This is a genomic window from Lacinutrix algicola (assembly GCF_001418085.1).
Taxonomy (GTDB): Bacteria; Bacteroidota; Bacteroidia; order Flavobacteriales; family Flavobacteriaceae; genus Lacinutrix; species Lacinutrix algicola.
In genome coordinates, this window is sequence record NZ_LIQH01000021.1 from 188,460 (window position 1) to 215,065 (window position 26,606).

Consider the following 26,606-nt stretch of genomic DNA (forward strand, 5'->3'; position numbering starts at 1 on the left):
ATTTACTCTATGTAAATAATACTATGTTTTGGGATTGTAATTCCTTGTTTTAAAACAACAAAATTAGAAGTTACAGCCCAAATAGTTGTGTTTACACTTATCAATTTATTGGTGCTATCTATAAAATAAATTTTCACTTTAGTTTTTAATAAGTTGCCTAGTTGTGAAGCACGCTCTAAATAATGAGATCTTAATTTTCTTTTTTTAGCGCTACTTAAAATTTCTGTTTTAGAAAATTTTAATTGAGGGATGTCCTCTTTTTGTATAGTATAAGATGATGTTGTGTGATTCATAATTTGATATGTTTATTTGGGAGTAGTAGGTTTAAATATACAAAACCTTACGTTTCTTTGTCATTTTTATGAGTATTTAACAGTTTAATAATTATTAATAAAATTATGGTTTACAGTTTTAAAGGTTATACACCGGTTGTTCATGAGTCTAGTTTTATACATCCATTAGCAGCCGTAACAGGAAATGTTATTATTGGTAAAAACTGTTACATTGGTCCAGGCGCTGCCATTCGTGGAGATTGGGGGCAAATTATTTTAGAAGATGGTGTAAACGTACAAGAAAACTGTACTGTACATATGTTTCCAGGTAAGTCGATTACGCTTAAAGAAAGCGCACACGTTGGTCATGGTGCTATTATTCATGGTGCAAATTTGGGTAGAAACTGTCTAATCGGAATGAACACAGTGATTATGGACGATGCCGAAATTGGTGATGAATCTATAGTAGGAGCAATGGCTTTTGTAAAAGCAGAAACCAAGATTCCTAAGCGTAGTTTAGTTGTTGGTAATCCAGCAAAAGTTATTAAGCAAGTAAGCGACGAGATGATTGCTTGGAAAACTAAAGGAACACAATTATACCAACAATTACCAGCAGATTGCCATGAGAGTTTAAAAGCTGTCGAGCCTTTAAGAGAAGTGCCTGAGGATATGAAAATGCAAGATGATGTTTATAAAACACTTCGTGATACATTTAAAAAATAAAGTGTTGTAGCCTTCGTGAGCTTCTATCTATTTTTTTGTAATTGAATTTAGGCGCTTTTGTTTTATTTTTTATCCAATAATTAAGAGTTATAAAACTGCACTCAAATCAATCTTATTAGTTTCTTTACTTGTCGATAAAGCAATTAAACTCTGTACATTTCCTAAATATGGAAGTAGTGTAAGTTTCGTTATTATAAAAGTTTCATAAGCCTCAATATCTTCAACTACTAATTTTAATAAGTAATCAAAATTCCCACTTACTCTGTGGCATTCCACAACTTCAGGAAAGTTGTTTATTTCCTTTACAAACTTCTCTAAATAGCTTCTAGTGTGACCTTGCAAGGTAATACCTATAAATACGGTAAGTTTTAAACCTATTTTCTTGTTGTCTAAAACGGCTACATATTTTTTTATATAACCTTCTTTTTCAAGTTTTTTAATACGCTCAAAAATAGGTGACGTTGTCATGCCTAATTCTGTTGCAATACTTTTTGTAGTTCTGTTACTATCTGTTTGGAGAATGTCTAGAATTTGTGTGTCTATTTTATCAAGAGTATTCGACATAAGAATATAATTTTTTTAGCGTCTTCAAAAGTAAGTATAAAAGAAAAATAATCTTTATTTATTTTGTTTAAAAGAATATAATTCTTTTACGAGTTAATTTGTAAGTTTTTAACAATTGAGAATTCTATTATATCTTATCTTTATTTCTTGAAATAAAAACAAATCTAGCTTGAAGAATTTTGAATTAAAAATGCCTAAAATGGGCGAAAGTATAACCGAAGGAACAATTATCAATTGGTTAATATCAGAAGGAGACGCTTTCGAAGAAGGAGATATTATACTAGAAGTAGCAACAGATAAGGTTGATAACGAAGTGCCTGCACCAGCAGCAGGAACTTTAGTAAAAACCATGTTTCAAGCAAAAGATGTTGTGCCTGTTGGAGAAGTTATGGCAATTCTTGAAGTATCAGAAGAAGTAAAATCTTCAAACAAGAAGCATGTTGGCAAAAGCGATAGCGAAGAACCACAGAAAAAGAAAAAAGAAGTAAAAAGACAAAAACCTGTTCAGGCAGCTTCGACTTCAACTTCAACGTCATTTTCAACATCAAACAGTAACACGTTCTTTTCGCCACTAATTATAAAAATAGCAAAAGAACATCACATTAGTTTCGAAGAGTTAGCACGTATTCCAGCAACTGGAAACGAAGGTAGGTTACGTAAAAGTGATGTATTTCAATATATAGACGACGGACGACCATACAAATTCGCACAACCAGTAGCAGAAAAAGATCCAACAGCATATAGAATCCCACAATTAAACTTCGATAAAGGCAAAGGAAAAGTAATCGAAATGGACCGTATGCGCCAAATGATTGCAGATCATATGGTGTACTCAAAACACACATCACCACACGTTACGGCGTATGTAGAAGCCGATTTAACGAATATGGTGAATTGGAGAAATGCAAACAAAGTAGCTTTTCAAGAAAAGCACGGAGAACGTTTAACTTTTACACCATTATTTGTAGAAGCGGTAGCGAAAGCGGTTAAAGATTTTCCGAATATCAATGCTTCGGTAGATGGTAATAACATTATTGTAAAAGAAGATATTAATATTGGTATGGCAACAGCTTTACCAAGCGGGAATTTAATAGTTCCTGTGGTTAGAAACGCAGATACAAAAGACCTAAAACAAATTGCGGCTAACGTAAACGAACTAGCAGGAAAAGCTAGAGAAAATAAATTGTCAGGCGACGATATTAAAGGCAGCACCTTCACCATTTCTAACGTTGGAACCTTTGGAAGCGTCATGGGAACACCAATTATCAATCAACCCGAAGTTGCCATTTTAGCTTTAGGAATCATCAAAAAAAGACCAGAAGTAATCACTACCGAGAAAGGCGACGAAATAGCTATTCGTAGCATGATGTATTTATCACTCTCTTTCGATCATCGTGTAGTAGACGGATTCTTAGGAGGAAGCTTCGTAAAAAGAGTTGCAGATTATTTCGAACAATTCGATGTAAACAGAACAATATAAACGTTTTGTCATTCCTGCGTAGGTAGGAATCCACAAAATAAGTACTAAATAAATATAGATTCCTGCTTTTGCAGGAATGACAAAAATTATGAGCCACAACATATCAATACAAAAAGTAACGGAATCTCAAGTCACAAACATAGACTTCAACAACATACCATTAGGCACAACATTCACAGATCACATGTTTATTTGCGATTACGATAATGGCACATGGGTAAACCCAAGAATAATCCCAATGGGAATGATTCCAACACATCCAGCAGCAATGGCATTACATTATGGGCAAGCCATTTTCGAAGGCATGAAAGCAACTATAGATGCAAATGGAAACCCAATGTTATTTAGAGCAGATAAAAATGCAGCACGATTAAATACAAGTGCAGACCGAATGGGAATGCCTAATTTTCCAGAAGATTTATTCGTAGAAGGTTTAAAACAATTAGTAGATATCGAACGTAGTTGGATTCCACCAGCAGACGGAAGTGCTCTATACTTAAGGCCATTCATGTATGCCGACGAGCCATTTATTGGTATGCGTGCAGCAAATCATTATAAGTTTATAATCATGGCATCTCCAGCAGGACCATTTTTTAGTAATCGTATTAAATTGTGGGCCGAAAAACAGTATATACGTGCAGCAGCAGGAGGAACAGGAGAGGCAAAAGCAGCAGGTAATTACGCGGCAGCCATTCGTCCAACAGAGTTAGCAAAAGCTAAAGGTTATGACCAAGTATTGTGGCTAGACGCAGTAGAACATAAATATATTCAGGAAGTAGGAACCATGAATATTTTCTTTAAAATCGATGGTAAATTCATCACGCCAAAACGCGACGGTTCTATATTAGACGGCATCACGCGCATGAGTGTTATCGACGTTTTAAGAGATAAAGGTTACGAAGTTATAGAACGTGCCATCACAATCGATGAGGTTCAAGAAGCATCAAAAAATAAAACCTTAGAAGAAGCTTTCGGGACAGGTACAGCTGTTGGTATCGCTTACATTCAAGAAATCGGATTAGAAGGCGAAACCATTCATGTCTCTAACGAAAGCCCAGTTGGTTTAGAAGTAAATAACACCTTAAATGCTATAAAAACAGGAAAGGTAGAAGATAAATTTGGATGGATGATTAAGGCTTAAAGTCATTTGGGCGTTACCACAAGGGTCGGGCTTTCGGCAGTCGCTTTTTTTGAGAAAAACAAAAAAGAGCTTCAACAAATGCCTCAATCCCTAACGCGTGCGCAATGTCACTTCTAGTGATTTCGATTTTTTATCGGAATTGTATCGAGAAGCAATAAAAGTTCTCGATACAAAATTGCAGTAAAAGCAATTTCACTCGAACTGATACAGAGTTTGTCATTCCTGCGCAGGCAGGAAACCACAGAAACCAAGTAATTAAAAATAGATTCCTGCCTACGCAGGAATGACAAAAGATAACCGCTTTCGCGGTCACTAAAGATGAAAAAAGAAACACTAAAAAAAGGATTTTCAAAACTCTGCACAGCAAAAGCAATGGCAGAATTATACGAAGCTAATTTTAAACAAGTTTCAAAATACGTACATGCAACATCTCGTGGACACGAAGCCATTCAAATTGCTTTAGGTTTACAATTATTACCTCAAGATTATGCATTTCCATATTACAGAGACGATGCCATGTTATTATCTTTTGGTTTAGAACCTTACGATTTAATGTTGCAATTGTTAGCCAAAAAAGACGATCCATTTTCTGGAGGAAGAACATACTATTCACATCCAAGTTTAAAGGACGACGATAAACCAAAAATACCACACCAATCCTCTGCAACAGGAATGCAAACCATTCCAGCAACAGGAGTTGCTATGGGAATGCAGTATAAAGAATTACAAGGATTAGACGATAAAACACTTAAAGATTTACCATTCGTGGTGTGTTCTTTAGGAGACGCCTCTGTAACCGAAGGAGAAATAGCAGAAGCTTTTCAAATGGCGGCTTTAAAGCAAATGCCAATTTTATATTTAGTACAAGATAACGGTTGGGATATTAGTGCCAATGCAGCAGAAACGAGAGCGCAAAATGCTTTCGAATATGCAGCAGGATTTAAAGGACTAGATGCTATCTCAATAGATGGTGCAAACTTTACAGAAAGTTACGAAGCCTTAGAAAAAGTAATAGAAACTATTCGTACAGAGCGTAGACCATTTTTAGTACACGCAAAAGTACCGTTATTAAATCACCATACTTCTGGTGTAAGAATGGAATGGTATCGCGACGATTTAGAAGAGGCACGTTCTCGTGATCCTTATCCAGTTATTAAAAAACAATTACTAGATGCAGGATTTTCAGAACAAGACGTTTTAGACATTGAAAATTCCGCGAAAGCGAAAGTGCAATCCGATTTTGAAAGAGCATTATTAGCCGAAGATCCAAAACCTGAAGATTTATTTACAAACGATTTTGTACCCACACCAATTACCGAGGAAAAAGGAACACGTTCACCAGAAGGCGCAGAGAAAGTAGTCATGGTAGATTGCGCTTTATTTGCAGTCGAAGAACTGATGAAAAAGCACAAAGAATGTTTGCTTTACGGACAAGATGTTGGTGGACGACTTGGTGGTGTTTTTAGAGAAGCAGCAACATTAGCACAAAAATTTGGAGACGATCGTGTGTTTAATACACCAATACAAGAAGCTTTTATTGTAGGTTCTACCGTTGGTATGAGTGCCGTTGGATTAAAACCAATTGTTGAGGTTCAGTTTGCCGATTATATTTGGCCTGGCTTAAATCAGTTGTTTACAGAAGTGAGTAGAAGTTGTTATTTATCTAATGGTAAATGGCCAGTGTCTATGATTCTTAGAGTGCCAATTGGTGCTTATGGAAGTGGTGGACCTTACCATTCTTCTTCAGTAGAATCTGTAATCACAAATATTCGTGGTATTAAAATAGCGTATCCAAGTAATGGTGCCGATTTAAAAGGATTAATGAAAGCGGCATATTACGACCCAAATCCTGTAGTGATTTTAGAACACAAAGGTTTGTATTGGTCTAAAGTGCCAGGAACACAAGGTGCAACATCTGTCGAGCCAAGCGAAGATTATGTATTGCCTTTTGGTAAAGCATGGGTTTTACAAGAAATTTGGAAACAAGAAAATGTAGAAACATTAACTATTGTTACCTACGGTATGGGAGTGCATTGGGCAATGAATGCATCGGAAGAATTAGGGATGCAAGATCAGATAGAAGTTATCGATTTACGTACTTTATATCCTTTAGATGAAGACACGATTATGAAATCGGTTAAGAAAACAGGAAAGTGTCTTGTTGTAACAGAAGAGCCTTCAGATAATAGTTTTGCAAGAGCATTATCTGGGAAAATTCAAGAAGAATGCTTTAAGTATTTAGATGCTCCAGTAATGACTATTGGTAGTGAAAATATGCCAGCAATACCATTAAATTCTACTTTAGAGCAAACCATGATTCCTTCAACAGAAAAAGTAAAAGCTAAGATAGAAAAGTTACTAAGCTATTAAATTTATAATAGTATTATACACATACTTATGTGTGTAATAAAAGGGATTCGTAATTGGAAAACAATTATGAATCCCTTTTTTTATGACTTCAATTTGTTTCATTTTTATGGAAATAGATTTTAGTTAAAATGTGTTTTTCAAAAACCAACGATTTCAAAAAATAAATTCAAAAGGGTATTAAAGTCATAAATAATCTTCTATATTTGATGTGTAAACTTTAGGAGTAGCTATTAAATTAGTTTGAGAAACATCCTTAGAACCTGATTTGGTTAATACCAACGTAGGAAAAAGTTATGTTCGATAAGACATCGAAATACTACCATTTTGGTTTACAGTAATATTTTATAAATATGATTACTATAAAAGTAAACCAAGAAGATCACCACATTTTAGAACACGTAACATTAGAAGAGTTTGTTGAAAATTTAAAAATTCAAACAAACGGAATTGCTATTGCTATAAATAATACTGTGGTTAAAAAAACAAATTGGTCTTCAAGATTACTTCACAATAATGATGATATTTTAATTATAAAATCTACTCAAGGAGGATGATTTTTATTTTAAAAGGAAACCAATTATCAAATGAAGAACAAAGACACAGCGCCCAAGCAAAACGGTATTACAAGACATCCGTTTCCGAATTCTAAGAAAATCTATGTCAACGGAAAAATGCACCCACAAATTAAAGTGGCCATGCGTGAAATTACATTGAGTGATACGGTAGACTCAATGACAAAAAAGAAAACACCCAACGAGCCCGTAACTATTTATGATACTTCTGGACCTTACACAGATCCAGACAAAGCTATAGATGTGCATAGTGGTATCGAAAGAATTAGAGAGCCATGGATTAAAGAACGTGGTGATGTAGAGGAATTAGCTTCATTTTCTTCAGAATATTGCAACGAGCGTTTAAACGATGCGAGTTTAGATCATATGCGTTTTAAGTTATTAAAGAATCCGTTAAGAGCTAAAAAAGGTCAAAATGTAACCCAATTACATTATGCTAAAAAAGGAATAATTACACCAGAAATGGAGTATATCGCTATTCGAGAAAACCAACGAATAGATGAAATGACAGAGATTAGAAAGCAACACAAAGGCGAACATTTTGGTGCTTCTATTCCAGATAAAATTACACCTGAATTTGTAAGATCAGAAGTTGCAAGAGGTCGTGCAATAATTCCATCAAACATAAATCACCCAGAAGCAGAACCTATGATTTTAGGTCGAAACTTCTTAGTAAAAATAAATGCAAATATTGGAAACTCTGCCGTTACCTCTTCTATAGAAGAAGAAGTTGAAAAAGCTGTGTGGGCTTGCCGTTGGGGAGCGGATAATATTATGGATTTATCTACCGGAGAAAATATTCACGAAACACGCGAATGGATTATTCGTAATTCTCCAGTGCCAGTGGGTACTGTGCCTATTTACCAAGCATTAGAAAAAGTAAATGGTGTTGCCGAAGACTTAACATGGGAGATTTTTCGCGATACATTAATAGAGCAAGCCGAACAAGGCGTCGATTATTTTACCATTCACGCAGGCGTATTATTACGTTATGTACCAATGACCGCAAAACGTGTTACTGGTATTGTATCTCGTGGTGGATCTATTATGGCAAAGTGGTGTTTGGCACATCATAAAGAAAGTTTTTTATATACGCATTTCGAAGATATTTGCGAGATCTTAAAACAGTACGATGTTGCCTTTTCTTTAGGAGACGGTCTTCGTCCAGGTTCTGTTGCAGATGCTAATGACGAAGCACAATTTGCAGAATTAGAAACTTTAGGAGAACTTACGCAAATTGCACGTAAACACGAAGTTCAGTGTTTTATAGAAGGACCAGGGCACGTGCCAATGCACATGATTAAAGAAAATATGGAGAAGCAAATAGAACTTTGCGATGAAGCTCCTTTTTACACTTTAGGTCCTTTGACTACAGATATTGCACCAGGTTACGACCATATTACTTCAGGTATTGGAGCAGCAATGATAGGTTGGTACGGTTGCGCTATGTTGTGCTACGTAACGCCAAAAGAGCACTTAGGTTTACCAAACAAAGAAGATGTTCGCGTAGGTGTGGTGACTTACAAATTGGCTGCGCATGCTGCCGATTTAGCAAAAGGTCATCCAGGTTCGCAACACAGAGACAATGCCCTAAGTATGGCGCGTTTCGAGTTCCGTTGGGAAGATCAGTTTAATTTAGGATTAGACCCAGAGCGAGCTCGCGAATATCATGATGAGACTTTACCTGCGGCAGGTGCTAAAATTGCTCATTTTTGCTCTATGTGCGGACCAAAATTCTGTTCCATGAAAATTTCTCAAGAAGTACGCGATTTTGCTGCTGTTAACGATATCGTAGATAACGAGGTTATTGCAAAAGGAATGGAAGAGAAATCTAAAGAGTTCAAAGAAAAAGGATCAGAAGTCTATTTGTAAAATTATAAGGAAGTTCCCACGCTTTAAAAAAAAGCGTGGTCGAACTTTCTGTTATATCTTTTGCTAGTTCTTGATACAAATTTATAGCGTTACACTATATAAATTAACTTGAACTGACGGCAAAAGGATGCCACTGTAATTGTGTAACACTCACGAATTCTTATTTAATAAAATAGAGTAATAAGCTGTATCCATTAAAATGAATCAAAAAAACTACATATTAACAATAGCAGGTTTAGATCCATCCAGTGGCGCCGGAATTACTTCAGATATTAAAACATTTGAAGCTCATGGTTTGTACGGTTTGTCTGTGTGTACTGCAGTTACTGTTCAAAACGATATTGAATTTAAAGATTGTATTTGGATTGAAAAAGAAATCATTTTAAATCAGATAGAAGTATTGTTTCAACGGTTTTCAATTGCTGTAGTAAAAATAGGAATCATCCAGTCTTGGGACGTTTTATTAGCAGTTATTCAAACATTAAAAAAGCTAAATCCAACTATAAAAATAGTACTGGATCCTGTTTTAAAAGCAAGTGCAGGTTTTAGTTTTCATAATAAACAAGATTTAAAAGTTTTAGAAGAAGTCTTGAGAAACTGCGATTTTATTACACCAAATTATGATGAAATTAAAGCTTTGTTTCCGGAGAAATCTATAGAAGAAACCATCGGTTTTATTTCAGAAAGAACAAATATCTACTTAAAAGGAGGTCATAGAAAAGATAAAAAAGGATGGGATGAAGTCTATTACAGTAAAATAGTAAAACTAAACATTCTGCCAATTGCAGAAACCGTTTTTCAAAAGCATGGAAGTGGTTGTGTATTATCGGCTTCATTGGCTTCTAATTTAGAAAAAGGAATGAACATAGAAGATGCTTGTAAAAATGTAAAATGGTATACAGAACAGTTTTTAAATTCAAACAACACCTTGCTAGGAACACATAAATACATAGAAAATGCTAAGTAAACTACATTATATTTCTCAAGGTAAAACATCTCAAGATCATTTAAGAAACATACAAAAAGCATGTGAAAACGGAGCAGCGTTAGTACAGCTTCGTTTAAAAGAAATGGCAATAGAGACTATTTTAGAAACCGCTAAAAAAGTTAGAGAAATCACCAGTCATTTTAAAGTAAAACTAATTATAAACGATCATTATAAAATAGCTAAAGCAGTAAAAGCAGACGGCGTTCATTTAGGGAAAACAGACGCATGTCCGTTAATTGTTAGAGCTTATTTAGGTAATTCATTTATAATAGGAGGTACAGCAAATACTTTGGAAGATTGCAAAGTTCTAATAAAAAAAGAAGTAGATTATATTGGTTTAGGACCTTTTCAATTTACAGAAACTAAAAAGAATTTAAGTCCAGTTTTGGGTGTCCAAGGTTACAAACAATTAATAGATAAATTAGGAAAAGGCACGCCTATAATTGCTATTGGCGGTATTGGCATGGAAGATGTTTCGTCAATTATAAAAACAGGTGTCTACGGAATAGCAGTTTCTGGAACAATAACTAAAGATTTTACAAGCATTTCTAAGTTTCGTGAAATCTTAAATACATCAGAAGTAAAAGCATAAGTATTCTTAATCTAACAAAGATTCAAAAAAGTAAAAATGAATAAAATATTAAAAATAGCAGATAAAGAATTTACCTCTAGATTATTCACAGGAACTGGAAAATTTAGCGCTTCAGAAGTAATGAAAGAAGCTTTATTGGCTTCAGAAAGCGAACTCATAACGGTTGCTTTAAAAAGAGTAGACGTTCAAAATAATGAAGATGATATTTTAACGCATTTACAACATGCACATATTAATTTATTACCAAATACATCTGGTGTTAGAACTGCAAAAGAAGCCATTTTTGCAGCAGAATTATCAAGAGAGGCTTTAGGGACTAACTGGGTTAAATTAGAGATTCATCCAGATCCTAGATATTTATTACCAGATCCTATAGAGACTTTAAAAGCAGCAGAAGCATTAGTGAAATTGGGATTTGTAGTAATGCCTTACATTCATGCGGATCCTGTATTATGTAAGCGATTAGAGGATGTGGGAGTGCAATGTGTTATGCCATTGGGAGCGCCAATAGGAAGTAATAAAGGATTAAAAACACAAGATTTTTTAGACATTATTATCGAGCAATCCAATGTGCCTGTTATTGTAGATGCAGGTATTGGAGCACCTTCGCATGCGGCTTATGCAATGGAATTAGGTGCAGATGCTGTCTTAGTAAATACGGCAATTGCAGTATCTAAAGATCCAGTAGCTATGGCAAAAGCATTTAAATTGGCAGTGGAAGCAGGTAGAATGGCTTTTGAAGCCAAACTAGCGCCTATTAAAAACAAAGCAGAGGCTAGTAGTCCGTTAACGAGTTTTTTAAACTAAAATATGGCAAATTTTATAACACTTTTCGATACTTATAATTGGGATAACACATTAGAAAGTATCTTCAATAAAACGACCGTTGAGGTAGAAAATGCCTTAGCAAAAGAAAAACTAGATTTAGAAGATTTTAAAGCCTTAATTTCTCCTGCTGCAAAACCATTTTTAGAACAAATGGCGCAGAAAAGCAGTATGTTGACTAAAAAACGCTTTGGAAATACCATACAAATGTATGCGCCAATGTACTTAAGTAACGAGTGCCAGAATATCTGTACGTATTGCGGATTTAGTATGACTAATAAAATACCAAGACGGACATTAACAGATGCAGAGATTTTAAAAGAAGTAGCGTTTTTAAAAGCAAAAGGTTACGACCATATCTTGTTAGTTACTGGAGAAGCTAATAAAACAGTGGGAGTAAGCTATATTAAAAATGCGATTAAATTAATACGTTCTCAATTTTCAAATATTACTATCGAAGTACAGCCTTTAGATCAAGAAGAATATGAGTTGTTAATTGAAAACGGATTGTACGCCGTATTGGTATATCAAGAAACATATCACAGAGAAGAGTATAAGAAACACCATCCAAAAGGAAAAAAATCTAATTTTAATTACCGTTTAGATACGCCAGATAGATTAGGAAAAGCAGGCGTTCATAAAATTGGATTAGGTGCTTTGTTTGGTTTAGAAGATTGGCGTGCAGATAGTTTCTTTACAGCCTTACATTTAAAATATTTACAAAAAACGTATTGGAAGACAAAGTTCTCCATTTCATTTCCAAGGTTGCGGCCGCATTCTGGAGGTTTAGAACCAAAAGTAGAAATGACCGATAGTGATTTGGTGCAGCTAATTTGTGCTTTTCGTTTGTTAGATGAAGATATAGAATTATCTATGTCTACAAGAGAAAATGAAATATTTAGAAATAATATTGTGCAATTAGGTGCCACTTCAATTAGCGCAGAATCTAAAACAAATCCAGGCGGTTATACTGTAGAACCACAATCGTTAGAACAGTTTGAAATTTCCGATGAAAGAAGTACAGAAGAGATCGTTAAAATGTTAAAAGGTCAAGGCTTAGAAGTGATTTGGAAAGATTGGGAACATTTTGAAGCAATAGAAAAGTAATGAGTCTTACCGCAGAAGAACGAAAGCAATACAGTCGTCATCTTATTTTAGATAAAATAGGAGAAGCTGGACAGTTAAAATTGAAGCAGGCGAAGGTTTTAGTCATTGGTGCTGGTGGTTTAGGTTGTCCTGTTTTACAGTATTTAACAGCTGCTGGTGTTGGAACTATTGGCATAATAGACCATGATATAGTGGATCAAAGTAATTTACAGCGTCAAATTCTATATACTGTTAATGATGTTGGTTTGTCTAAAGCAGAAACTGCTGCTAAGCGATTATCTCAATTAAATCCGTTTGTACTTTTTAACACTTATAACAAAGCATTAACACATGAAAATGCTATTGCACTATTTTCTAAATATGATATTATAATAGATGGAAGCGATAATTTTTCAACAAGATACTTAACAAATGATGCCGCAATAATTACTAACAAACCTTTAGTTTACGGTGCTATTTTTAAATTTGAAGGTCAAGTGAGTGTCTTTAATTATTTAGGGAGTGCAACTTATAGATGTTTATATCCAACACCTCCAAAACCTGAAGCGTCTCCCAATTGTTCAGAAATAGGTGTCCTAGGTGTTTTGCCAGGTATTATTGGAAGTTTACAAGCAAATGAAGCCATTAAAATTATTTGTGGTATAGGAGAAGTATTAACGAATAAGCTGTTGTTGTTTGATGCTTTAAGTTTGAATCAGCAAATATTAGGATTTGAAAAAGATGAAGCTTCAGAAATTATAGCTTTAGAAACAGATTACGATTTTTTCTGCGGAATGACTTCAACCAAAGAAATCACACGAGATGAATTAAATAAAAACAAAGCAAACTATAATTTGCTGGATGTTAGGGAAGCTTGTGAAAGAGAAGAATATCATATTGGAGGACAGCATATTCCTTTAGGGCAGTTATCAAAACGATTTCAAGAAATTGATATTTCTTTACCTATTGTTGTGTATTGCAAATCAGGAAAAAGAAGTAATAGCGCTATTTCTTATTTAAAAGAACAATTAGATAACGCTGTTTTTTACAATTTAAAAGAAGGATTGTAATTGTTATTTTAAATGATGATTTTTATAATAGAACAAGTCATTAGTATTTCAAAAGAATACAAAAAAGTTAAAATAGCACATGTGCTCATTTATTAGTTTTGCCTCACTCATTAAGTTAAGAACTTAAATTATTCTATTTTTGCAAATGAAATGGCAGATAAGAAAAAAGACATACGAGCATTAACAAAAGAGCAACTTAGAGACTTTTTTGTAAAAGAAGGAGACAAAGCTTTTCGTGGCAATCAAGTTTACGAATGGTTATGGAGTAAAGGAGCACATGCTTTTGAGGATATGACGAATGTTTCTAAGGAAACACGTCAAATGCTAGAAGATAACTTTGTAATTAATCATATAGAAGTCGATACTATGCAACGTAGTAGCGATGGTACAGTAAAAAATGCAGTAAAATTACATGATGGATTAATTGTAGAATCTGTACTTATTCCAACCGAAACCCGAACAACAGCCTGTGTTTCTAGTCAAGTTGGTTGTAGTTTAGATTGTAAATTCTGTGCGACTTCGCGTTTAAAACGTATGCGTAACTTAAATCCTGATGAAATTTACGATCAGGTAGTTGCTATAGATAGAGAAAGCAAATTGTACTTTAATAGACCGCTAAGTAATATTGTATTTATGGGTATGGGAGAGCCACTTATGAACTACAATAATGTTATTAAGTCTATAGATAAAATTACATCTCCCGAAGGTTTAGGAATGTCACCAAAACGAATAGTAGTGTCTACTTCTGGTGTCCCTAAGATTATTAAAAAAATGGCAGACGATGAAGTTAAATTTAATTTAGCTGTATCTCTTCATTCTGCAATAGATGAGGTGAGAACTAAGATTATGCCGTTTAATGAAACCTTTCCGCTTAAAGATTTAAAAGAAGCTTTAGAGTATTGGTACGAGAAAACAGAACGTAAAATTACTTACGAATATATAGTTTGGGATGGCATTAACGATAGAATGGAAGATATCGATGCCTTAGTTAAGTTTTGTAAACATGTGCCTTGTAAGGTTAATTTAATAGAATACAATCCTATAGATGATGGCGAGTTTCAGCAAGCTTCAAGTCGCGCAATAAACAATTACATTCAAGAATTAGAACGTAATCGTATTGTTGTAAATGTTAGAAGAAGTAGAGGTAAAGATATCGATGCTGCTTGTGGGCAATTAGCAAATAAATCATAATAAAAAAGCGACCAATTGGTCGCTTTTTTTATTATAATTAAATTATTAAAAGTGATTAGCTCTTAATAAATTTAATAGTTTTTGTCCCATTTAGAGTGCTTACTTTAGTTATGTATGCACCTTGTTGTAAGGTTTCTAAATTAATTGTTTCTTCTTTTGAATTTAATTTTTTAGATACTATTCTTTTACCTAAGATATCGTAAACTTCAATAGTTGTGAAAGCAGAATTAGAAGACTCTAGAATTAAAGAATTTAATTGCTTATTATAAAAAGTAGTAATTGTCGAAGCATCAAACTCTTTTGTAGATAACGGAATTTCATCATTTATTCTAATATTATCAATAAAGCCATCACCACCATAGTTATCATGTACAAATCTAAATGTTGTAAAATCATAATCGTTTAATAATACAGATGCTCCTACTTGTGTGTCATTTATAAAGTAAACGACGTTTGAACCAGTTACCTCTGCTCTTACATTATACCATGTATTAGCAGACCATGTACTAATATTTTGAAAAGCACCAGCAGCATCAATAATTTTTATGTTTCCTTGAAAGTCAAAATCAACGATAAGAGTAAAAAATAAATCACCAAGAGTATCAGGTCCGGCAACTCCAAATCTAAAGTCAGAGCTATTAGCGTCTTGTTGTGTAATAAAAATATCATAAGAAATCACAGCAGTTGCGTAAGGTACCGGAGTTGCGAAGTCGTAAAAACCGCCCATTATAGGTCCTCCAGTTTGTCCTCCAAAAGCAGGGTCAACAGCTGTTTTAAGAGAAAGAGTTCCAGTGGAAACTTGCTCGCTAGAGATTTCTTGATTAGCAATGTAACAACTATCTCCACAACCAGTAACTGCCCAACCATTTTGTGTGTTAATATCTCCTGTTGTAAAACCTTCGGAGGCTTCAAAAGATATAGTTTGTTGTGCGAAAGCATTAACGCTTATAGCGATACAAGTAAGTAATAATGTAATTTTTTTCATAAATTTAGTTTTGTGGGTTAAAAACTAAATTTATGAAATTCAAAGAGTTAAAACATACTTAAATCGACTAAAAGCATAATTATGGGTTTAATGGTTTTTTTAAGTAAATCGTTCAATGTGAGATGAGCCTATTTTTTATTAAGATCTAATTTTTCAGCAAAATAGTCACAAAAGTCCTTCATTGTAGCAGTCATTTTTTCGTCCTGTGTTGCACGATTAAAAGTACTACTCATAGCAACTAATGTTTGGTGAAAGAAAACTTTCATTTCGTCTACAGGCATATCTTTTGTCCATAAATCTATACGTAAAGATTCCTGCGCTTCGCTATCCCAAACCGATAACATCATCGCTTTAGCTTCAGCATTTGTAATACCTCCATCTTGTGCAGTCCAGTTAATTTTTTCTGGTACTCTATTTTCGTCTAACTCTACGTTTAAAGTTATTTTAGATTTTAAATTTGCCATTATTTTTTTGGTTTGTAATTTGCGTTATCATAAATTTCTTCCGTACTTTTTGTAAGCATTTGTTTAAAGGATATTGTATTCTTATCCATATAAGCACGTACTATTTGCCAACCGATATATTTACCAATTTCTCCAGGAGATTCAGTGTCTATTTGTTCGAGATAGAATTTAGAAAAAGGAGCAGGATTAATAAAACGGCTTGGTAACTTTGCGTCTGTACTAAAAAGTACTTCTTTGTCCACAAAATAACGCCAAATGTACTCTTCGTTAGCTTGTGTCCATTTATATTCGTCTTCTGTATAGTTTAATTTCTCAGCATCTGTTTTAAACGGAATTACTTTATCTTTAAAATACAGTAGTTTTCCTTCGTAGATTAAATCGTCTAAAAAGGTTTTTCTTCTTTGCTGAAAAGTATAGTATTTAGCATAGTTATCAGCTAAATCTACTGTCATAAACTCAGGTTCTAAATCTTCTATAATATATTCTTGGATGCCTTGGTAGAAGTAATGTTCATTACCTAAATAGTTGGCTAAAGGTAAAATTACAATAGTATCTGTAACAATAACTTTGTTCCTATAATCTACATCTGAGGCCACAGAAACTATTCTAGGTGTTTTAAACTGAGGAAAATAATATTTTAAATGTTGAAATAAAGATTTTATTTCTGACGTTTCCGTTTTTAAGTCTTTAAACTTTTTAAGAACCTCACTTTGTATTTCAAGTTGTAATGTATCTACCATTTGGTTAGCCCAAAAAGAATCATCATATTTTTGAGGAAACATAAAAGGAAACGTTTCTTTCAATTCAGGTAAGTTTTCAGGCTTAGCTTCAGCGAAAGCTTTGTCAAAACGTTCAATAGTAAAATCGATGTTTATTTTGGCAATTTCGGTTTCAGTTTTATCTTCTTTTTCGCAAGAAAGAATGCTTAAAAAGGTAAGTAGAAGAAAATAAATAGGTTTCAAAAGGCTTTTCATTTTTATTCCTAAAGTGTTTGCTTTATTTTTGTTAGGCAAAGGTACTATTCTTTGTTTAAAATACTTAAGAAAATGCAAACAGAAAAAGTAGTAAATCATATCGTTAATTGGTTAAAAGACTATGCTCTTAACGCAAGAGTTAATGGTTTTGTTGTGGGAATTTCTGGCGGAATAGATTCTGCAGTAACTTCTATGTTATGTGCAAAAACAGGTTTAGATGTTTTATGTGTAGAAATGCCTATTCATCAAGCTGCTAGCCATGTGTCGAGAGCACAAGAACATATTAAGTTGTTAAAAGCACAATTTCCTAATGTTAGCGAAACAAGAACAGATTTAACACCTGTTTTCGAGGAGTTTAAAACAGAAGTGTCTCTTGACGGTAAACAAGAAACTGTAGATATGGCCTTAGCAAATACACGTGCACGTTTAAGGATGACAACGTTGTATTATCATGCAGGACTACTAGGTTTACTTGTTGCAGGAACTGGTAATAAAGTGGAAGACTTTGGTGTTGGTTTTTATACAAAATACGGAGATGGAGGAGTAGATTTAAGTCCGATTGCCGATTTGCTAAAAAGTGAAGTTTATGCTATTGGAGAGTATTTAGGCGTTTCAAGCTCAATTATGAAAGCGGCTCCAAGCGATGGCCTTTTTGGCGATACTAGAAGTGATGAAGATCAAATAGGAGCATCATATCCAGAACTAGAATGGGCAATGCGAAAAAGTGAGAATGGTATGACAGAAAATGATTTTGAAGGAAGAGAAAAGGAAGTGTTTAAAATTTTTAAGAATTACAATAACTCTAACAAACACAAGATGATACCTATTCCAATTTGCGGAATTCCTAATGAATTTAAGTAAAAGTTAAAAATATTATAATATTACTTATCTTTACGCTGCTATTTATTTATCTATTATCAATTTTTTTTGAGTTTAACTACTTAAAATAAAATAAAAACTTAAAAATATTATGGTCAAACTTCTTGTGGTTGATCAGCATCCTATTGTAAGCAAAGGTCTAGAACTTGTATTTAACGCGACGCGCGATATAAAGTTTATGGGCAGTGTAGATAATGGAGAGGCTATCTTCGAATTTCTTAAAAGTACTCCTGTTGATGTTGTGTTAACAGAAATCGATTTGCCTAAACTTAATGGACTCACCGCAATTAGGAGAATTAAAAGTGAATTTCCAGACACAAAAGTTATTATGTTTAGTGGGCAGTCTGAAGAGGTTTATGCCGTTAGTTCTATAAAAGCTGGAGCAGATGGTTTTATTCCTAAAACAGCAGGAATAATTACACTAAGAGAGGCTATTTTAAAAGTTTATAAAGACGGTATGTATTTAAGCGATACGTTAATGCAGCATTTAAATAAAAACTCTAAAGGCTTAAAAGGGAGTGCTTATTACAAGAAACTATCTACAAGAGAAGTAGAGGTTTTAAAGTTGTTAGCTTCAGGTAAACGTAATAAAGATATTGCTAAAGAACTTGAAATTAACGAGAAAACGGTAAGTACTTATCGCGCGCGATTAATGAAAAAACTAAATGTAGATAATTTAGTTGATCTTGTTAATCAATCTAATACAATGCAATTATAATACGCGATTTAATTTTCTAGACAGTAGCATTTTTAATCCAGAATAGTCTTTAACTTCTTCTAAAACACTTCTATTAACCTCGTTTCTGTTTTCTAGAGTTTGTTGTTGGAAGCCAATAACTTTTCTATCAATTAAATGGCAACGCAAGCATAGAATCGTTTCGCTTACAAATTGTGCAACTGAATCTTTTTTAAGTTTCGGAAAAATATCTTTTCGTTCCCAATCGGATAGAAAATGACGTTCGTCTTCCATTAAAATGTTTGTAATTTCATGTCCAATTTTAGCGTCTACAGTATTTATTAAACGCTCAGAAGAGAAATCTGGATTTTGATTAAGTGTTTCTATAATTTTATAGTAAATATCTTTAAACTGTGGATTCGAGAATTCCATTTCATCGTCTTGCAAGTCTAAAAACACTTTCTCAAAAACTTTAGCTTCATGTGTTACAGGTTCTAAAACAAGAGCTCCGCTTTCATTTTCTTTTAAAACCAAATCTTCAAAATCTTCAGTTTTATTACCGTAAAGTAAAAGAATCTCTATAATTTTTCGTTCTAAAATATATTGTACGTCTACCTTTTCTGGTGGTTGTTCATGCCTAATAACCTCAAAAGCTTCTGGTGGTCTTTCTTGGCTAGATTTATTGCTTTTGTTTGCTTCTTTTTGAGTAAGCTGGTCTAATGTGCTAAAAAGAACACCTTCACTAATATCCATAATTCTTGAACATTCCTGAATGTACACTTCACGCTTAATACGATCTGGAATTTTGGCAATACTATTAATAATATCTCTAATAGTATCTGCCTTTTTTATAGGATCGTTTTTAGAATCTTCAAATAAAATATTAGCTTTAAACTGTATAAAGTCTTTAGCATTTTCATCTAGATAATGCTTTAATTCTTCTAATGTATTTGTTTTGGCGAAACTATCCGGATCTTCGCCTTCAGGGAATGAGCAAACTCTAACATTCATGCCTTGTTCTAGAATAAGATCGATACCTTTTAAAGAGGCACGCAGTCCAGCAGCATCACCATCAAAAAGAACAGTTATGTTTTTTGTAAGTCTGTTTATTAACCTAATTTGGTCGCTTGTTAAAGCAGTTCCCGAAGAAGAAACGACGTTAGTTACTCCAGTTTGATGAAATTGTATTACATCTGTATAACCTTCTACCAAATAACAATTGTCCTCTTTTGCAATGGCTTGTTTTGCATGGTAAATACCATATAACACTTTACTTTTATGGTAAATATCGCTCTCTGGTGAGTTTAAGTATTTAGCAGCTTTTTTATCGTTGGTTAAAATACGTCCTCCGTAGCCTAAAACGCGGCCACTCATACTTTGTATTGGGAACATTACTCGTCCTTTAAACCTATCGAACTGCTTATCTCCTTTGTCTATAGTTAGTCCGGTTCCTGCAAGAAATTCCATCTTGTAACCTTTCCTTAAAGCTTCATCTGTAAAAGCACTCCAGGCATCAGTACAATAGCCTAATTCGAATTTTTTAATGGTTTCATCTGTAAAGCCACGCTCTTTAAAATAGCTCAAACCAATAGCTTTACCTTTATCGGTATTATGCAAAATATGCTTAAAATAAGTATTTGCATATTCACTAACTAAGTAAAGACTTTCTCGTTTGTCTTGTGCTTCTTTTTGCTCGTTAGACTGCTCGGTTTCTTCAATTTCAATATTGTATTTTTTAGCTAAGTATTTTATAGCTTCAGGATACGTAAAATGTTCGTGCTCCATTAAAAAAGCAACTACATTTCCTCCTTTTCCAGTAGAGAAATCTTTCCAAATCTGCTTAACAGGCGATACCATAAAACTTGGTGAACGCTCCTCACTAAACGGACTTAGACCTTTAAAATTACTTCCCGCTTTTTTTAAATTAACAAAATCGCCAATAACCTCTTCTAATCGAGCAGTTTCGTATACTTGGTCTATGGAGGATTTTGATATCAATTGTGGAGGGTTTATCGCTTGCGCGGAATTACGCTGTAAATGTAATATATTTCGAGAGGTTTTTGAAAATATCTATGCTTTATAAACTTATTTTATGAAATAAGTTTATAAACAAAAGCCGCTTCAAAGTTATATGAAGCGGCTTTTTAAATTAACTAATTCAGTTAAAAACTAATCGAAATCCATTCTCACACCAAGTGAGATGTTGTTTTGTTTTAGAGCATCATTTTTAAATGTTTCAGATAAATCATATTTCATATATAGACTGTAATCTCCAACGCCAACATAAGCACCAACACCATAAATAAAAGGATTAGTATTGTAATTGCGTTTTATTTTTTCTTTTACATTATCACCTTCTTGTTTGTATTTTAGTTTTAGCATAGTACCTGTTCTTAAACCAGCATAACCACCAAGCCCAAATTTAAATTTCCCATCATTAATGTAACGTACACGATCTGGTTTTTCAATTTTACGCATTTTTCCAAATTCGAAATATACAGGTACAACTAAATTTGTAATTCTTAGTTCAGACAGTTTTAAGTCTTCGCTAAAGGTTTCTAGTGTTGTTGTATTTCCGTTTTGAACAAAAATTTTGTTATCCTCAAGTTGATATCGGTTTACTTGCAATGCAAGACCATATTTAATTCTTGGTGAGTTTCCAGATAATCCTAATCTTGTTTTCCAGTTCCAACCTATTTCCATAAAACCAGATTGGTTTATTTTGTAAGGAGAACTTTTTAAACTCCCTCCATCTACAATAGCATTATTATAACCTCCAGCAAACATCAATTCGTTTGTTGTACGAAGATCATATTTTACTTGAGTCTTTACTGAGTCTATGACGGTAAAACCGGTAAAGTTGCTTACGTCATTTAAATTTTTAAAGGTGAGGTCAAATTCTTTTCTCTTCAAGTTTCCGTCTTCATCAAAAGGTGTTGGTAGATTATTTCTCTCATGGAAGGCTAATTTGTTTTCAAAAAGTGCAATTCTGTTTTCAATATTTAGTGCTCGTTTTTTTGCAGCTTCTTGTTTTAAATCTTCTCCTTTCTCGTAAGTAATTTCCTTTTTTATAACACGATCATTAATGTTCTCTACTTCAACTTTTAAAGCGTCTTTTTCATGTGCTCTTATTTTGTCTTTTAAAAGTATTATTTGCTCCTCTTTTTTAGATTTAGCTAATGTTTCATTAGTTTCTTGTGCTGTAACATTTGAAATATATAAACTTAATAATAGAGCGATAATGTACTTTGTAATTGTTTGCATAATTGTTCGTTTTTTGACGCTGATAGGACTATCAGCAGTTGTTGATATTGATTTTAAATTGATGATTTCTTTATGTTAATCGTTATGTTCGGCAACAGATTCCTTAACTGTCTCGTAACCTTTTTTTACTGCTTTTAGAATCTTATCTCTAAAGCTTTCGTCTATATTATCTTCTACGGCTATAAGTAAACCGTTATAGTCTATTGGTATTTTAACGATTTTAGATTTTTCTCTAGCAATATCTTCTGTTGCTTGAGCGAGTAAGTTATTTATTTCGTTATCTATTATATTAAGTTTTTTAGTTTTTACTTCTTGTTTAGTGTTTTCAATAGAAACTAAAGGTTGATTGGTTGTAATAGTGCTTTCTTCTAAAACTAAAGACTTTACAATTTGAATATTAGAAGCTTCTTTTTTGTTGGTAATTACTTTTTTAGAGCTTTTGTTTTTAGCTAAATAATTGTTAGTTTTAATATTTTTTCTAGCTGACTTTGTACTGTTTTTTACTTTTAAACTTTCTTCTGTGTCAACAATAACTTCTTCAGTTTTATAATTATTTTTTTTGTTTTCAATTTCAGTTTTTAAAGTATCTATTGTAGTGATCTCTTCAACTACAGTAGTGTTTATATTGTTTGTTGTTTTAATATTTAAAAAGAAATTAGAAACCAATAACACACCAATTACACTAGCAGCAATACCAAGCCACCAAAAGCCTTTTTTATTGTTCTTTTTTTCTTCGTTATCTAAACGTTGCGATAAAGTATCCCAAGATTTAACAGAAGGCTTAATAGTTCTTTTATCGAGCCTGCTTTTTATGTCTTCTTCATATTTAATTGGTGCCATAACTCGATGTATTTAATTTATTAATCTCTTGCTGAAGCATTTTTCGTGCTTTAAATAATTGTGATTTAGAGGTGCCTTCATTTATATTTAATAAGGTTGCAATCTCACTGTGTTTATAGCCTTCTATTGCATACATAACAAAAACCACTTTATAGCCTTCGGGTAGTTTATCTATTAGTTTTTGGATATGTTCTACCTCAATTTCGCTATTAATATTGTTAGTATGGTCGTGTTTAATGTCTACATTTTCAACAGCAAATTCTATGTTTTTTTTCTGTCTTAAAAAAGAAATAGACTCTCTTACCATAATACGTCTTATCCAACCTTCAAAACTACCTTCGTTTTTAAAACTTTTTATATTTGTAAATACTTTAAAGAATCCATTTAACATCGCTTCTTCTGCATGTTGTAAATCCTTAATGTAATATCTGCAAACGCTTAACATTTTTGGTGCATGTAATTCATACAATACGTGCTGTGCTTCACGATTGTTTTTTTGAGCTCTTTTTATGAGCTTCGGTTCATTTTTATAGAGTTGAATAACTTTCAAAAAACAGTTAGTTTAGTGGTTCTATTTATAAAGACGCAAACTTTATAGAAAAGGTTGCCTGAGGATTGAAAAAAAATATTTTGTTAAAAGAATGTAATTTACAATTAATTTAAAAAGTAGGGTTGGAGCTTAGATATTACCATGTTTTTATAATTTTAGATTAAAAGGTTTTCTATTGATAATAAATAAAAAAAAGATCAGTAACTAATTTTAGTTGCTGACTTTTTTTTTGTGAATATAAATTAAATTTAATGTTTATTAATAGTTGTATTTTGTAGATTTTTATTGCGATGTTAGTAACTGGGCTTTATCGGTGATTTAATATATAACTAAATTTTTCATTAATCAATTTCGTGCTAACCTTTTGCTCTAAAACTTTTCCTTTAGTGTCAGCTGAAAAATATTTACCATTCTTTTTTAAATAAATAGTATCCAATTCTTTATTTGTAAGATAAGGCCATTCCCATAAAATTTGTTCGTATTCAATTGGATTAACTATTTCGTTTTTCCAATTGATTGTTCCAAATAAATTGTTTTTTTTAACTTTAATTAGTTTAGAGTTATTTACTAAAATCTTATCATAAATAGGTGGAATTACTATTTCTCCCTCTCTGCTAATTAATCCTTTCTTTTTGTTCTTTGTTACAAAATGTTCATCTGGACCATATTCCACCCAATTAGATATTTCATCATATTCTATTGGAATAATTATATTTTCATCAATATCTATTATCCCAAAAAGGTTGCTTTTTTTTACAATAAACCTATTGGTTTCATCGTAAAAGCAAGGTAATATTTCTTGGTAAATAGCAGGGATTTTTAATTGTCCTTTTAAGTCTGATAAAGCTACATTACCATCTTTTTCAAGTATTAAAAGGTTGCACCATTGTTTTCTTTCATTACAAGTTATTGAGTTATATTCGAAAGGAATAATAGTTTTGGCAAATGAGTTAATAACGCCAAATTTGCCATTCTTTTTTGCTATCGTAAAATCTTGATATCTAAAATTTGATAATTGTTCATATTCAAAAGGTATAATTATTTCTCCTTTAGTACTTATAGCTCCAAATTTTCCTTTCTCTTTATAGATAAAATAGTTTTGTTGGTTTTCACCTCGTTTGAGTCTATCCCAGATAATTTCTTCGTATTTGTTTTCGAGAAGAGTATCTCCATTGGAATCAAGTAATCCATACTTTCCCGAATCATTGGTTAAAAATTCTGCAAATTTATTTGAGTATATCGCTGGATGTTCGATTAGGTCATATTTTAAAGGAATTATTAAAGTTCCTAAACTATCAATAATTCCATATTTTTTATTCGCTTGTACAATTGCTAAATGGTTTACATTAAAAGGGAATGCATTATCGTACCTACCATAAGGAACAACAATACTAAAGTTAGAGTCTAGATAAGCAAATTGTCCAGACTTTTCAACTAAAATTAAACCGTTTGCACCAACAACATATCCCTTATTCTCGGAATGTTTAAACACTTTATCAAATTCGAACTTAGTTTTTTGTTCTCCTTTATTAGAAAAAAAAGCCAATTTTTTATTTTTACTTACGGCTACAAAATCATCAGTTTTTGTATGTATTCCGTAATCGTAAATTGCAGGTATTATTCTGTCTCCTTTTTTGTTTATGTATCCAATCTTATTATTGACTTGAATTTCAGCAATTCCATTTTTATAAAAGTATGAGGCATTATCAAATTGGTACTCAATAACTATTTTACCTTTTCTATTAATATATCCTTCTTTACCGTTTTTAGTTTTACGAACAGGTGCAAGACCTTCTCCAAAAACTCCAATATCGTTAAATACAAAAGGAATTAAGATGTTCTCATTTATATCAATGTAGCCATCTTTTCCATTTTTATGCGCTAGAATCATACCTTCCTCGTCAATTGGATTGAGAAATTTATATTTGTTAAGAGGTATAATTGTGTCTCCATTTTGGTTTAGAAATCCCCAAGTTTTATTGCCATTGATTCGTTTAAAGGTTTGAGGTTCGGCTGAATTCAGTTCCGTGTTTTTAGGTTTGCAAGAAATCACAAACAAAAGGATAAGTAGTAAGTTTAATAATGTTCTCAATGTTTGTCTTGCTTTGTTAACTCTCTCTCTATATATAGGTGTTTTTATTGTCGATATTTCGTAAATAAAACAGGATAAGTAAACGTTATAGTTGTCGTTATTCTATAAAGATAGTTTATTACAGTGTAAAAGACCTTTTACTTCTTTCTCTCAATCACGTAATTCACCATCAATTCTAAAGAAGATTTATAATCAGATTCTGGGAATTGTTGTAGTATTTGTAAGGCTTCAGCTTGAAAGGCTTTCATTTTTGTAACAGCATATTCTAAGCCACCATTATTTTTAACAAAAGCAATTACCTCGTTTACACGTTTCTTGTCTTTGTTATGGTTTTTAATAGAATTAATTACCCACTTTTTCTCCTTTTTACTCACGGTGTTAAGCACGTGAATAAGTGGTAAAGTCATTTTTTGTTCTTTGATATCTATTCCTACGGGTTTGCCTATGCTTGTAGATCCGTAATCGAATAAATCGTCTTTAATCTGAAAAGCCATACCTATAAGTTCTCCAAACTTGCGCATGGTTTCAACTTCTGGTGATCCAGGTTTTACAGAGGCTGCACCAAGACTACAACAAGCAGCTATAAGCGTCGCTGTTTTTTGCCTTATGATTTCGTAATAAATGTCTTCGGTAATATCTAATCGTCTGGCTTTTTCAATTTGAAGTAATTCGCCTTCACTCATTTCTCTTACTGCAACAGAGATAATTTTTAGTAAATCGAAATCCTCATTATCTATAGAAAGTAGTAGACCTTTAGATAATAGAAAATCACCAATAAGTACTGCTATTTTATTTTTCCAAAGTGCATTAATACTAAAGAAACCACGACGTTTATTACTATCGTCTACAACATCGTCATGTAATAAAGTAGCTGTGTGAATTAATTCTATAACTGAAGCACCGCGATAAGTACGGTCTTTAACATCGCCATTAGATACCATTTTGGCAACTAGAAACACGAACATTGGTCGCATTTGCTTGCCTTTACGGTTTACTATGTAGTGTGTAATTCGGTTTAATAAAGCAACTTTAGATGCCATAGCTAAACGGAACTTTTTTTCAAAAAGGTCCATTTCGTAGGCAATAGGTTGTTTTATTTGTTCAGTTATTTTCAATTTTAAAAAATAGGTTATTTA

Annotated in this window: 25 protein-coding genes and 1 riboswitch; of the genes, 14 read left to right on the forward strand and 11 right to left on the reverse strand. The window is 32.8% G+C overall.

Going from position 1 to position 26,606, the window contains the following annotated elements; translation table 11 throughout:
• Nucleotides 1-2: 2 nt before the first annotated feature.
• On the reverse strand, nt 3-293 hold the full coding sequence (locus tag ASC41_RS02355) for a hypothetical protein (protein ID WP_055435029.1): 291 nt from the start codon (nt 291-293) through the stop codon (nt 3-5).
• Nucleotides 294-398: 105 nt separating this feature from the next.
• Here ASC41_RS02355 and ASC41_RS02360 point away from each other — a divergent pair, with 105 nt between their 5' ends.
• Nucleotides 399-995, forward strand: a complete 597-nt coding sequence (locus tag ASC41_RS02360; RefSeq protein ID WP_055435030.1) for an acyltransferase — start codon at nt 399-401, stop codon at nt 993-995.
• An 87-nt stretch (nt 996-1,082) separates the two neighbouring features.
• Here ASC41_RS02360 and ASC41_RS02365 read toward each other — a convergent pair whose 3' ends face one another.
• Nucleotides 1,083-1,559, reverse strand: a complete 477-nt coding sequence (locus tag ASC41_RS02365) for an Lrp/AsnC family transcriptional regulator (protein ID WP_055435031.1) — start codon at nt 1,557-1,559, stop codon at nt 1,083-1,085.
• A gap of 199 nt (nt 1,560-1,758) precedes the next feature.
• Here ASC41_RS02365 and ASC41_RS02370 point away from each other — a divergent pair, with 199 nt between their 5' ends.
• The 11 genes from ASC41_RS02370 to rlmN all read left to right on the forward strand — a co-directional run bounded on the left by ASC41_RS02370 (nt 1,759) and on the right by rlmN (nt 14,746).
• Nucleotides 1,759-3,039 (forward strand): dihydrolipoamide acetyltransferase family protein, encoded by a 1,281-nt coding sequence (locus ASC41_RS02370; RefSeq protein WP_241489621.1) that lies wholly within the window; start codon nt 1,759-1,761, stop codon nt 3,037-3,039.
• Nucleotides 3,040-3,127: 88 nt separating this feature from the next.
• Entirely contained in the window at nt 3,128-4,180 is a 1,053-nt protein-coding gene (locus ASC41_RS02375) for a branched-chain amino acid aminotransferase (RefSeq protein ID WP_055435033.1), read from the forward strand.
• 318 nt (nt 4,181-4,498) lie between these two features.
• Nucleotides 4,499-6,550: an alpha-ketoacid dehydrogenase subunit alpha/beta gene (locus ASC41_RS02380; RefSeq protein WP_055435034.1), complete on the forward strand. Its 2,052-nt coding sequence runs from the start codon at nt 4,499-4,501 to the stop codon at nt 6,548-6,550.
• A 209-nt stretch (nt 6,551-6,759) separates the two neighbouring features.
• Nucleotides 6,760-6,854: riboswitch (TPP riboswitch) on the forward strand.
• 46 nt (nt 6,855-6,900) lie between these two features.
• Nucleotides 6,901-7,104, forward strand: coding sequence for a sulfur carrier protein ThiS (gene thiS, locus ASC41_RS02385; protein ID WP_055435035.1), 204 nt, complete (start codon nt 6,901-6,903; stop codon nt 7,102-7,104).
• 30 nt (nt 7,105-7,134) lie between these two features.
• Nucleotides 7,135-8,994, forward strand: a complete 1,860-nt coding sequence (thiC, locus tag ASC41_RS02390; RefSeq protein ID WP_055435036.1) for a phosphomethylpyrimidine synthase ThiC — start codon at nt 7,135-7,137, stop codon at nt 8,992-8,994.
• Nucleotides 8,995-9,193: 199 nt separating this feature from the next.
• The gene (locus tag ASC41_RS02395) at nt 9,194-9,961 is read left to right on the forward strand and encodes a hydroxymethylpyrimidine/phosphomethylpyrimidine kinase (RefSeq protein WP_055435037.1); all 768 of its coding nucleotides are present in this window, start codon (nt 9,194-9,196) and stop codon (nt 9,959-9,961) included.
• On the forward strand, nt 9,951-10,574 hold the full coding sequence (gene thiE, locus ASC41_RS02400) for a thiamine phosphate synthase (RefSeq protein WP_055435038.1): 624 nt from the start codon (nt 9,951-9,953) through the stop codon (nt 10,572-10,574). The genes ASC41_RS02395 and thiE overlap by 11 nt, the downstream gene beginning before the upstream one ends.
• A 36-nt stretch (nt 10,575-10,610) precedes the next feature.
• Nucleotides 10,611-11,381: a thiazole synthase gene (locus ASC41_RS02405; protein ID WP_055435039.1), complete on the forward strand. Its 771-nt coding sequence runs from the start codon at nt 10,611-10,613 to the stop codon at nt 11,379-11,381.
• Between the two features lie 3 nt (nt 11,382-11,384).
• On the forward strand, nt 11,385-12,506 hold the full coding sequence (gene thiH / locus ASC41_RS02410; protein ID WP_055435040.1) for a 2-iminoacetate synthase ThiH: 1,122 nt from the start codon (nt 11,385-11,387) through the stop codon (nt 12,504-12,506).
• On the forward strand, nt 12,506-13,555 hold the full coding sequence (gene moeB / locus ASC41_RS02415) for a HesA/MoeB/ThiF family protein (RefSeq protein ID WP_055435041.1): 1,050 nt from the start codon (nt 12,506-12,508) through the stop codon (nt 13,553-13,555). The genes thiH and moeB overlap by 1 nt, the downstream gene beginning before the upstream one ends.
• Before the next feature lie 150 nt (nt 13,556-13,705).
• Nucleotides 13,706-14,746, forward strand: a complete 1,041-nt coding sequence (gene rlmN / locus ASC41_RS02420; protein ID WP_055435042.1) for a dual-specificity RNA methyltransferase RlmN — start codon at nt 13,706-13,708, stop codon at nt 14,744-14,746.
• Between the two features lie 55 nt (nt 14,747-14,801).
• Here rlmN and ASC41_RS02425 read toward each other — a convergent pair whose 3' ends face one another.
• The 3 genes from ASC41_RS02425 to gldB form a co-directional block, all read right to left on the reverse strand.
• On the reverse strand, nt 14,802-15,731 hold the full coding sequence (locus tag ASC41_RS02425) for a T9SS type A sorting domain-containing protein (RefSeq protein WP_055435043.1): 930 nt from the start codon (nt 15,729-15,731) through the stop codon (nt 14,802-14,804).
• A 128-nt stretch (nt 15,732-15,859) separates the two neighbouring features.
• Nucleotides 15,860-16,195 carry a gliding motility protein GldC gene (gene gldC, locus ASC41_RS02430; protein WP_055435044.1) on the reverse strand — a complete coding sequence of 112 codons (336 nt, stop codon included), beginning with the start codon at nt 16,193-16,195 and terminating at the stop codon, nt 15,860-15,862.
• Entirely contained in the window at nt 16,195-17,157 is a 963-nt protein-coding gene (gldB, locus tag ASC41_RS02435; protein ID WP_476737416.1) for a gliding motility lipoprotein GldB, read from the reverse strand. The genes gldC and gldB overlap by 1 nt, the downstream gene beginning before the upstream one ends.
• A gap of 84 nt (nt 17,158-17,241) precedes the next feature.
• On the opposite strand from gldB, the gene nadE reads away from it, so the two are divergent.
• Both nadE and ASC41_RS02445 read left to right on the forward strand, forming a co-directional pair.
• Nucleotides 17,242-18,030: an NAD(+) synthase gene (gene nadE / locus ASC41_RS02440; RefSeq protein ID WP_055435079.1), complete on the forward strand. Its 789-nt coding sequence runs from the start codon at nt 17,242-17,244 to the stop codon at nt 18,028-18,030.
• A 109-nt stretch (nt 18,031-18,139) separates the two neighbouring features.
• Nucleotides 18,140-18,766, forward strand: coding sequence for a response regulator (locus ASC41_RS02445; RefSeq protein WP_055435045.1), 627 nt, complete (start codon nt 18,140-18,142; stop codon nt 18,764-18,766).
• Here the strand turns inward: ASC41_RS02445 and dnaG are convergent.
• The 6 genes from dnaG to ASC41_RS02475 all read right to left on the reverse strand — a co-directional run bounded on the left by dnaG (nt 18,761) and on the right by ASC41_RS02475 (nt 26,585).
• Nucleotides 18,761-20,722 carry a DNA primase gene (gene dnaG, locus ASC41_RS02450; protein WP_055435046.1) on the reverse strand — a complete coding sequence of 654 codons (1,962 nt, stop codon included), beginning with the start codon at nt 20,720-20,722 and terminating at the stop codon, nt 18,761-18,763. The two genes, ASC41_RS02445 and dnaG, sit on opposite strands and share 6 nt — an antisense overlap.
• Before the next feature lie 171 nt (nt 20,723-20,893).
• Nucleotides 20,894-21,988, reverse strand: coding sequence for a carbohydrate-binding protein (locus ASC41_RS02455; RefSeq protein WP_055435047.1), 1,095 nt, complete (start codon nt 21,986-21,988; stop codon nt 20,894-20,896).
• Nucleotides 21,989-22,063: 75 nt separating this feature from the next.
• Complete coding sequence (locus ASC41_RS02460; protein WP_055435048.1) at nt 22,064-22,828, reverse strand: hypothetical protein; 765 nt, start codon at nt 22,826-22,828, stop codon at nt 22,064-22,066.
• Nucleotides 22,815-23,378, reverse strand: coding sequence for an RNA polymerase sigma factor (locus tag ASC41_RS02465; protein WP_055435049.1), 564 nt, complete (start codon nt 23,376-23,378; stop codon nt 22,815-22,817). The genes ASC41_RS02460 and ASC41_RS02465 overlap by 14 nt, the downstream gene beginning before the upstream one ends.
• Before the next feature lie 307 nt (nt 23,379-23,685).
• Nucleotides 23,686-25,470 carry a WG repeat-containing protein gene (locus ASC41_RS02470; RefSeq protein WP_083477119.1) on the reverse strand — a complete coding sequence of 595 codons (1,785 nt, stop codon included), beginning with the start codon at nt 25,468-25,470 and terminating at the stop codon, nt 23,686-23,688.
• A gap of 137 nt (nt 25,471-25,607) precedes the next feature.
• Entirely contained in the window at nt 25,608-26,585 is a 978-nt protein-coding gene (locus tag ASC41_RS02475) for a polyprenyl synthetase family protein (RefSeq protein ID WP_055435051.1), read from the reverse strand.
• Nucleotides 26,586-26,606: the final 21 nt, after the last annotated feature.

What these genes read in the sequence shown, in the direction of transcription:
- ASC41_RS02380 (WP_055435034.1), top strand. Translation starts at nt 4,499, where the DNA reads ATGAAAAAAGAAACACTAAAAAAAGGATTTTCAAAACTCTGCACAGCA.
- ASC41_RS02370 (WP_241489621.1), top strand. Translation starts at nt 1,759, where the DNA reads ATGGGCGAAAGTATAACCGAAGGAACAATTATCAATTGGTTAATATCA.
- thiH (WP_055435040.1), top strand. Translation starts at nt 11,385, where the DNA reads ATGGCAAATTTTATAACACTTTTCGATACTTATAATTGGGATAACACA.
- gldC (WP_055435044.1), bottom strand. Translation starts at nt 16,195, where the DNA reads ATGGCAAATTTAAAATCTAAAATAACTTTAAACGTAGAGTTAGACGAA.
- ASC41_RS02460 (WP_055435048.1), bottom strand. Translation starts at nt 22,828, where the DNA reads ATGGCACCAATTAAATATGAAGAAGACATAAAAAGCAGGCTCGATAAA.
- thiS (WP_055435035.1), top strand. Translation starts at nt 6,901, where the DNA reads ATGATTACTATAAAAGTAAACCAAGAAGATCACCACATTTTAGAACAC.
- thiC (WP_055435036.1), top strand. Translation starts at nt 7,135, where the DNA reads ATGAAGAACAAAGACACAGCGCCCAAGCAAAACGGTATTACAAGACAT.
- ASC41_RS02395 (WP_055435037.1), top strand. Translation starts at nt 9,194, where the DNA reads ATGAATCAAAAAAACTACATATTAACAATAGCAGGTTTAGATCCATCC.
- thiE (WP_055435038.1), top strand. Translation starts at nt 9,951, where the DNA reads ATGCTAAGTAAACTACATTATATTTCTCAAGGTAAAACATCTCAAGAT.
- ASC41_RS02355 (WP_055435029.1), bottom strand. Translation starts at nt 293, where the DNA reads ATGAATCACACAACATCATCTTATACTATACAAAAAGAGGACATCCCT.
- ASC41_RS02375 (WP_055435033.1), top strand. Translation starts at nt 3,128, where the DNA reads ATGAGCCACAACATATCAATACAAAAAGTAACGGAATCTCAAGTCACA.
- ASC41_RS02360 (WP_055435030.1), top strand. Translation starts at nt 399, where the DNA reads ATGGTTTACAGTTTTAAAGGTTATACACCGGTTGTTCATGAGTCTAGT.
- moeB (WP_055435041.1), top strand. Translation starts at nt 12,506, where the DNA reads ATGAGTCTTACCGCAGAAGAACGAAAGCAATACAGTCGTCATCTTATT.
- nadE (WP_055435079.1), top strand. Translation starts at nt 17,242, where the DNA reads ATGCAAACAGAAAAAGTAGTAAATCATATCGTTAATTGGTTAAAAGAC.
- ASC41_RS02405 (WP_055435039.1), top strand. Translation starts at nt 10,611, where the DNA reads ATGAATAAAATATTAAAAATAGCAGATAAAGAATTTACCTCTAGATTA.
- ASC41_RS02365 (WP_055435031.1), bottom strand. Translation starts at nt 1,559, where the DNA reads ATGTCGAATACTCTTGATAAAATAGACACACAAATTCTAGACATTCTC.
- rlmN (WP_055435042.1), top strand. Translation starts at nt 13,706, where the DNA reads ATGGCAGATAAGAAAAAAGACATACGAGCATTAACAAAAGAGCAACTT.
- ASC41_RS02445 (WP_055435045.1), top strand. Translation starts at nt 18,140, where the DNA reads ATGGTCAAACTTCTTGTGGTTGATCAGCATCCTATTGTAAGCAAAGGT.
- ASC41_RS02455 (WP_055435047.1), bottom strand. Translation starts at nt 21,988, where the DNA reads ATGCAAACAATTACAAAGTACATTATCGCTCTATTATTAAGTTTATAT.
- ASC41_RS02425 (WP_055435043.1), bottom strand. Translation starts at nt 15,731, where the DNA reads ATGAAAAAAATTACATTATTACTTACTTGTATCGCTATAAGCGTTAAT.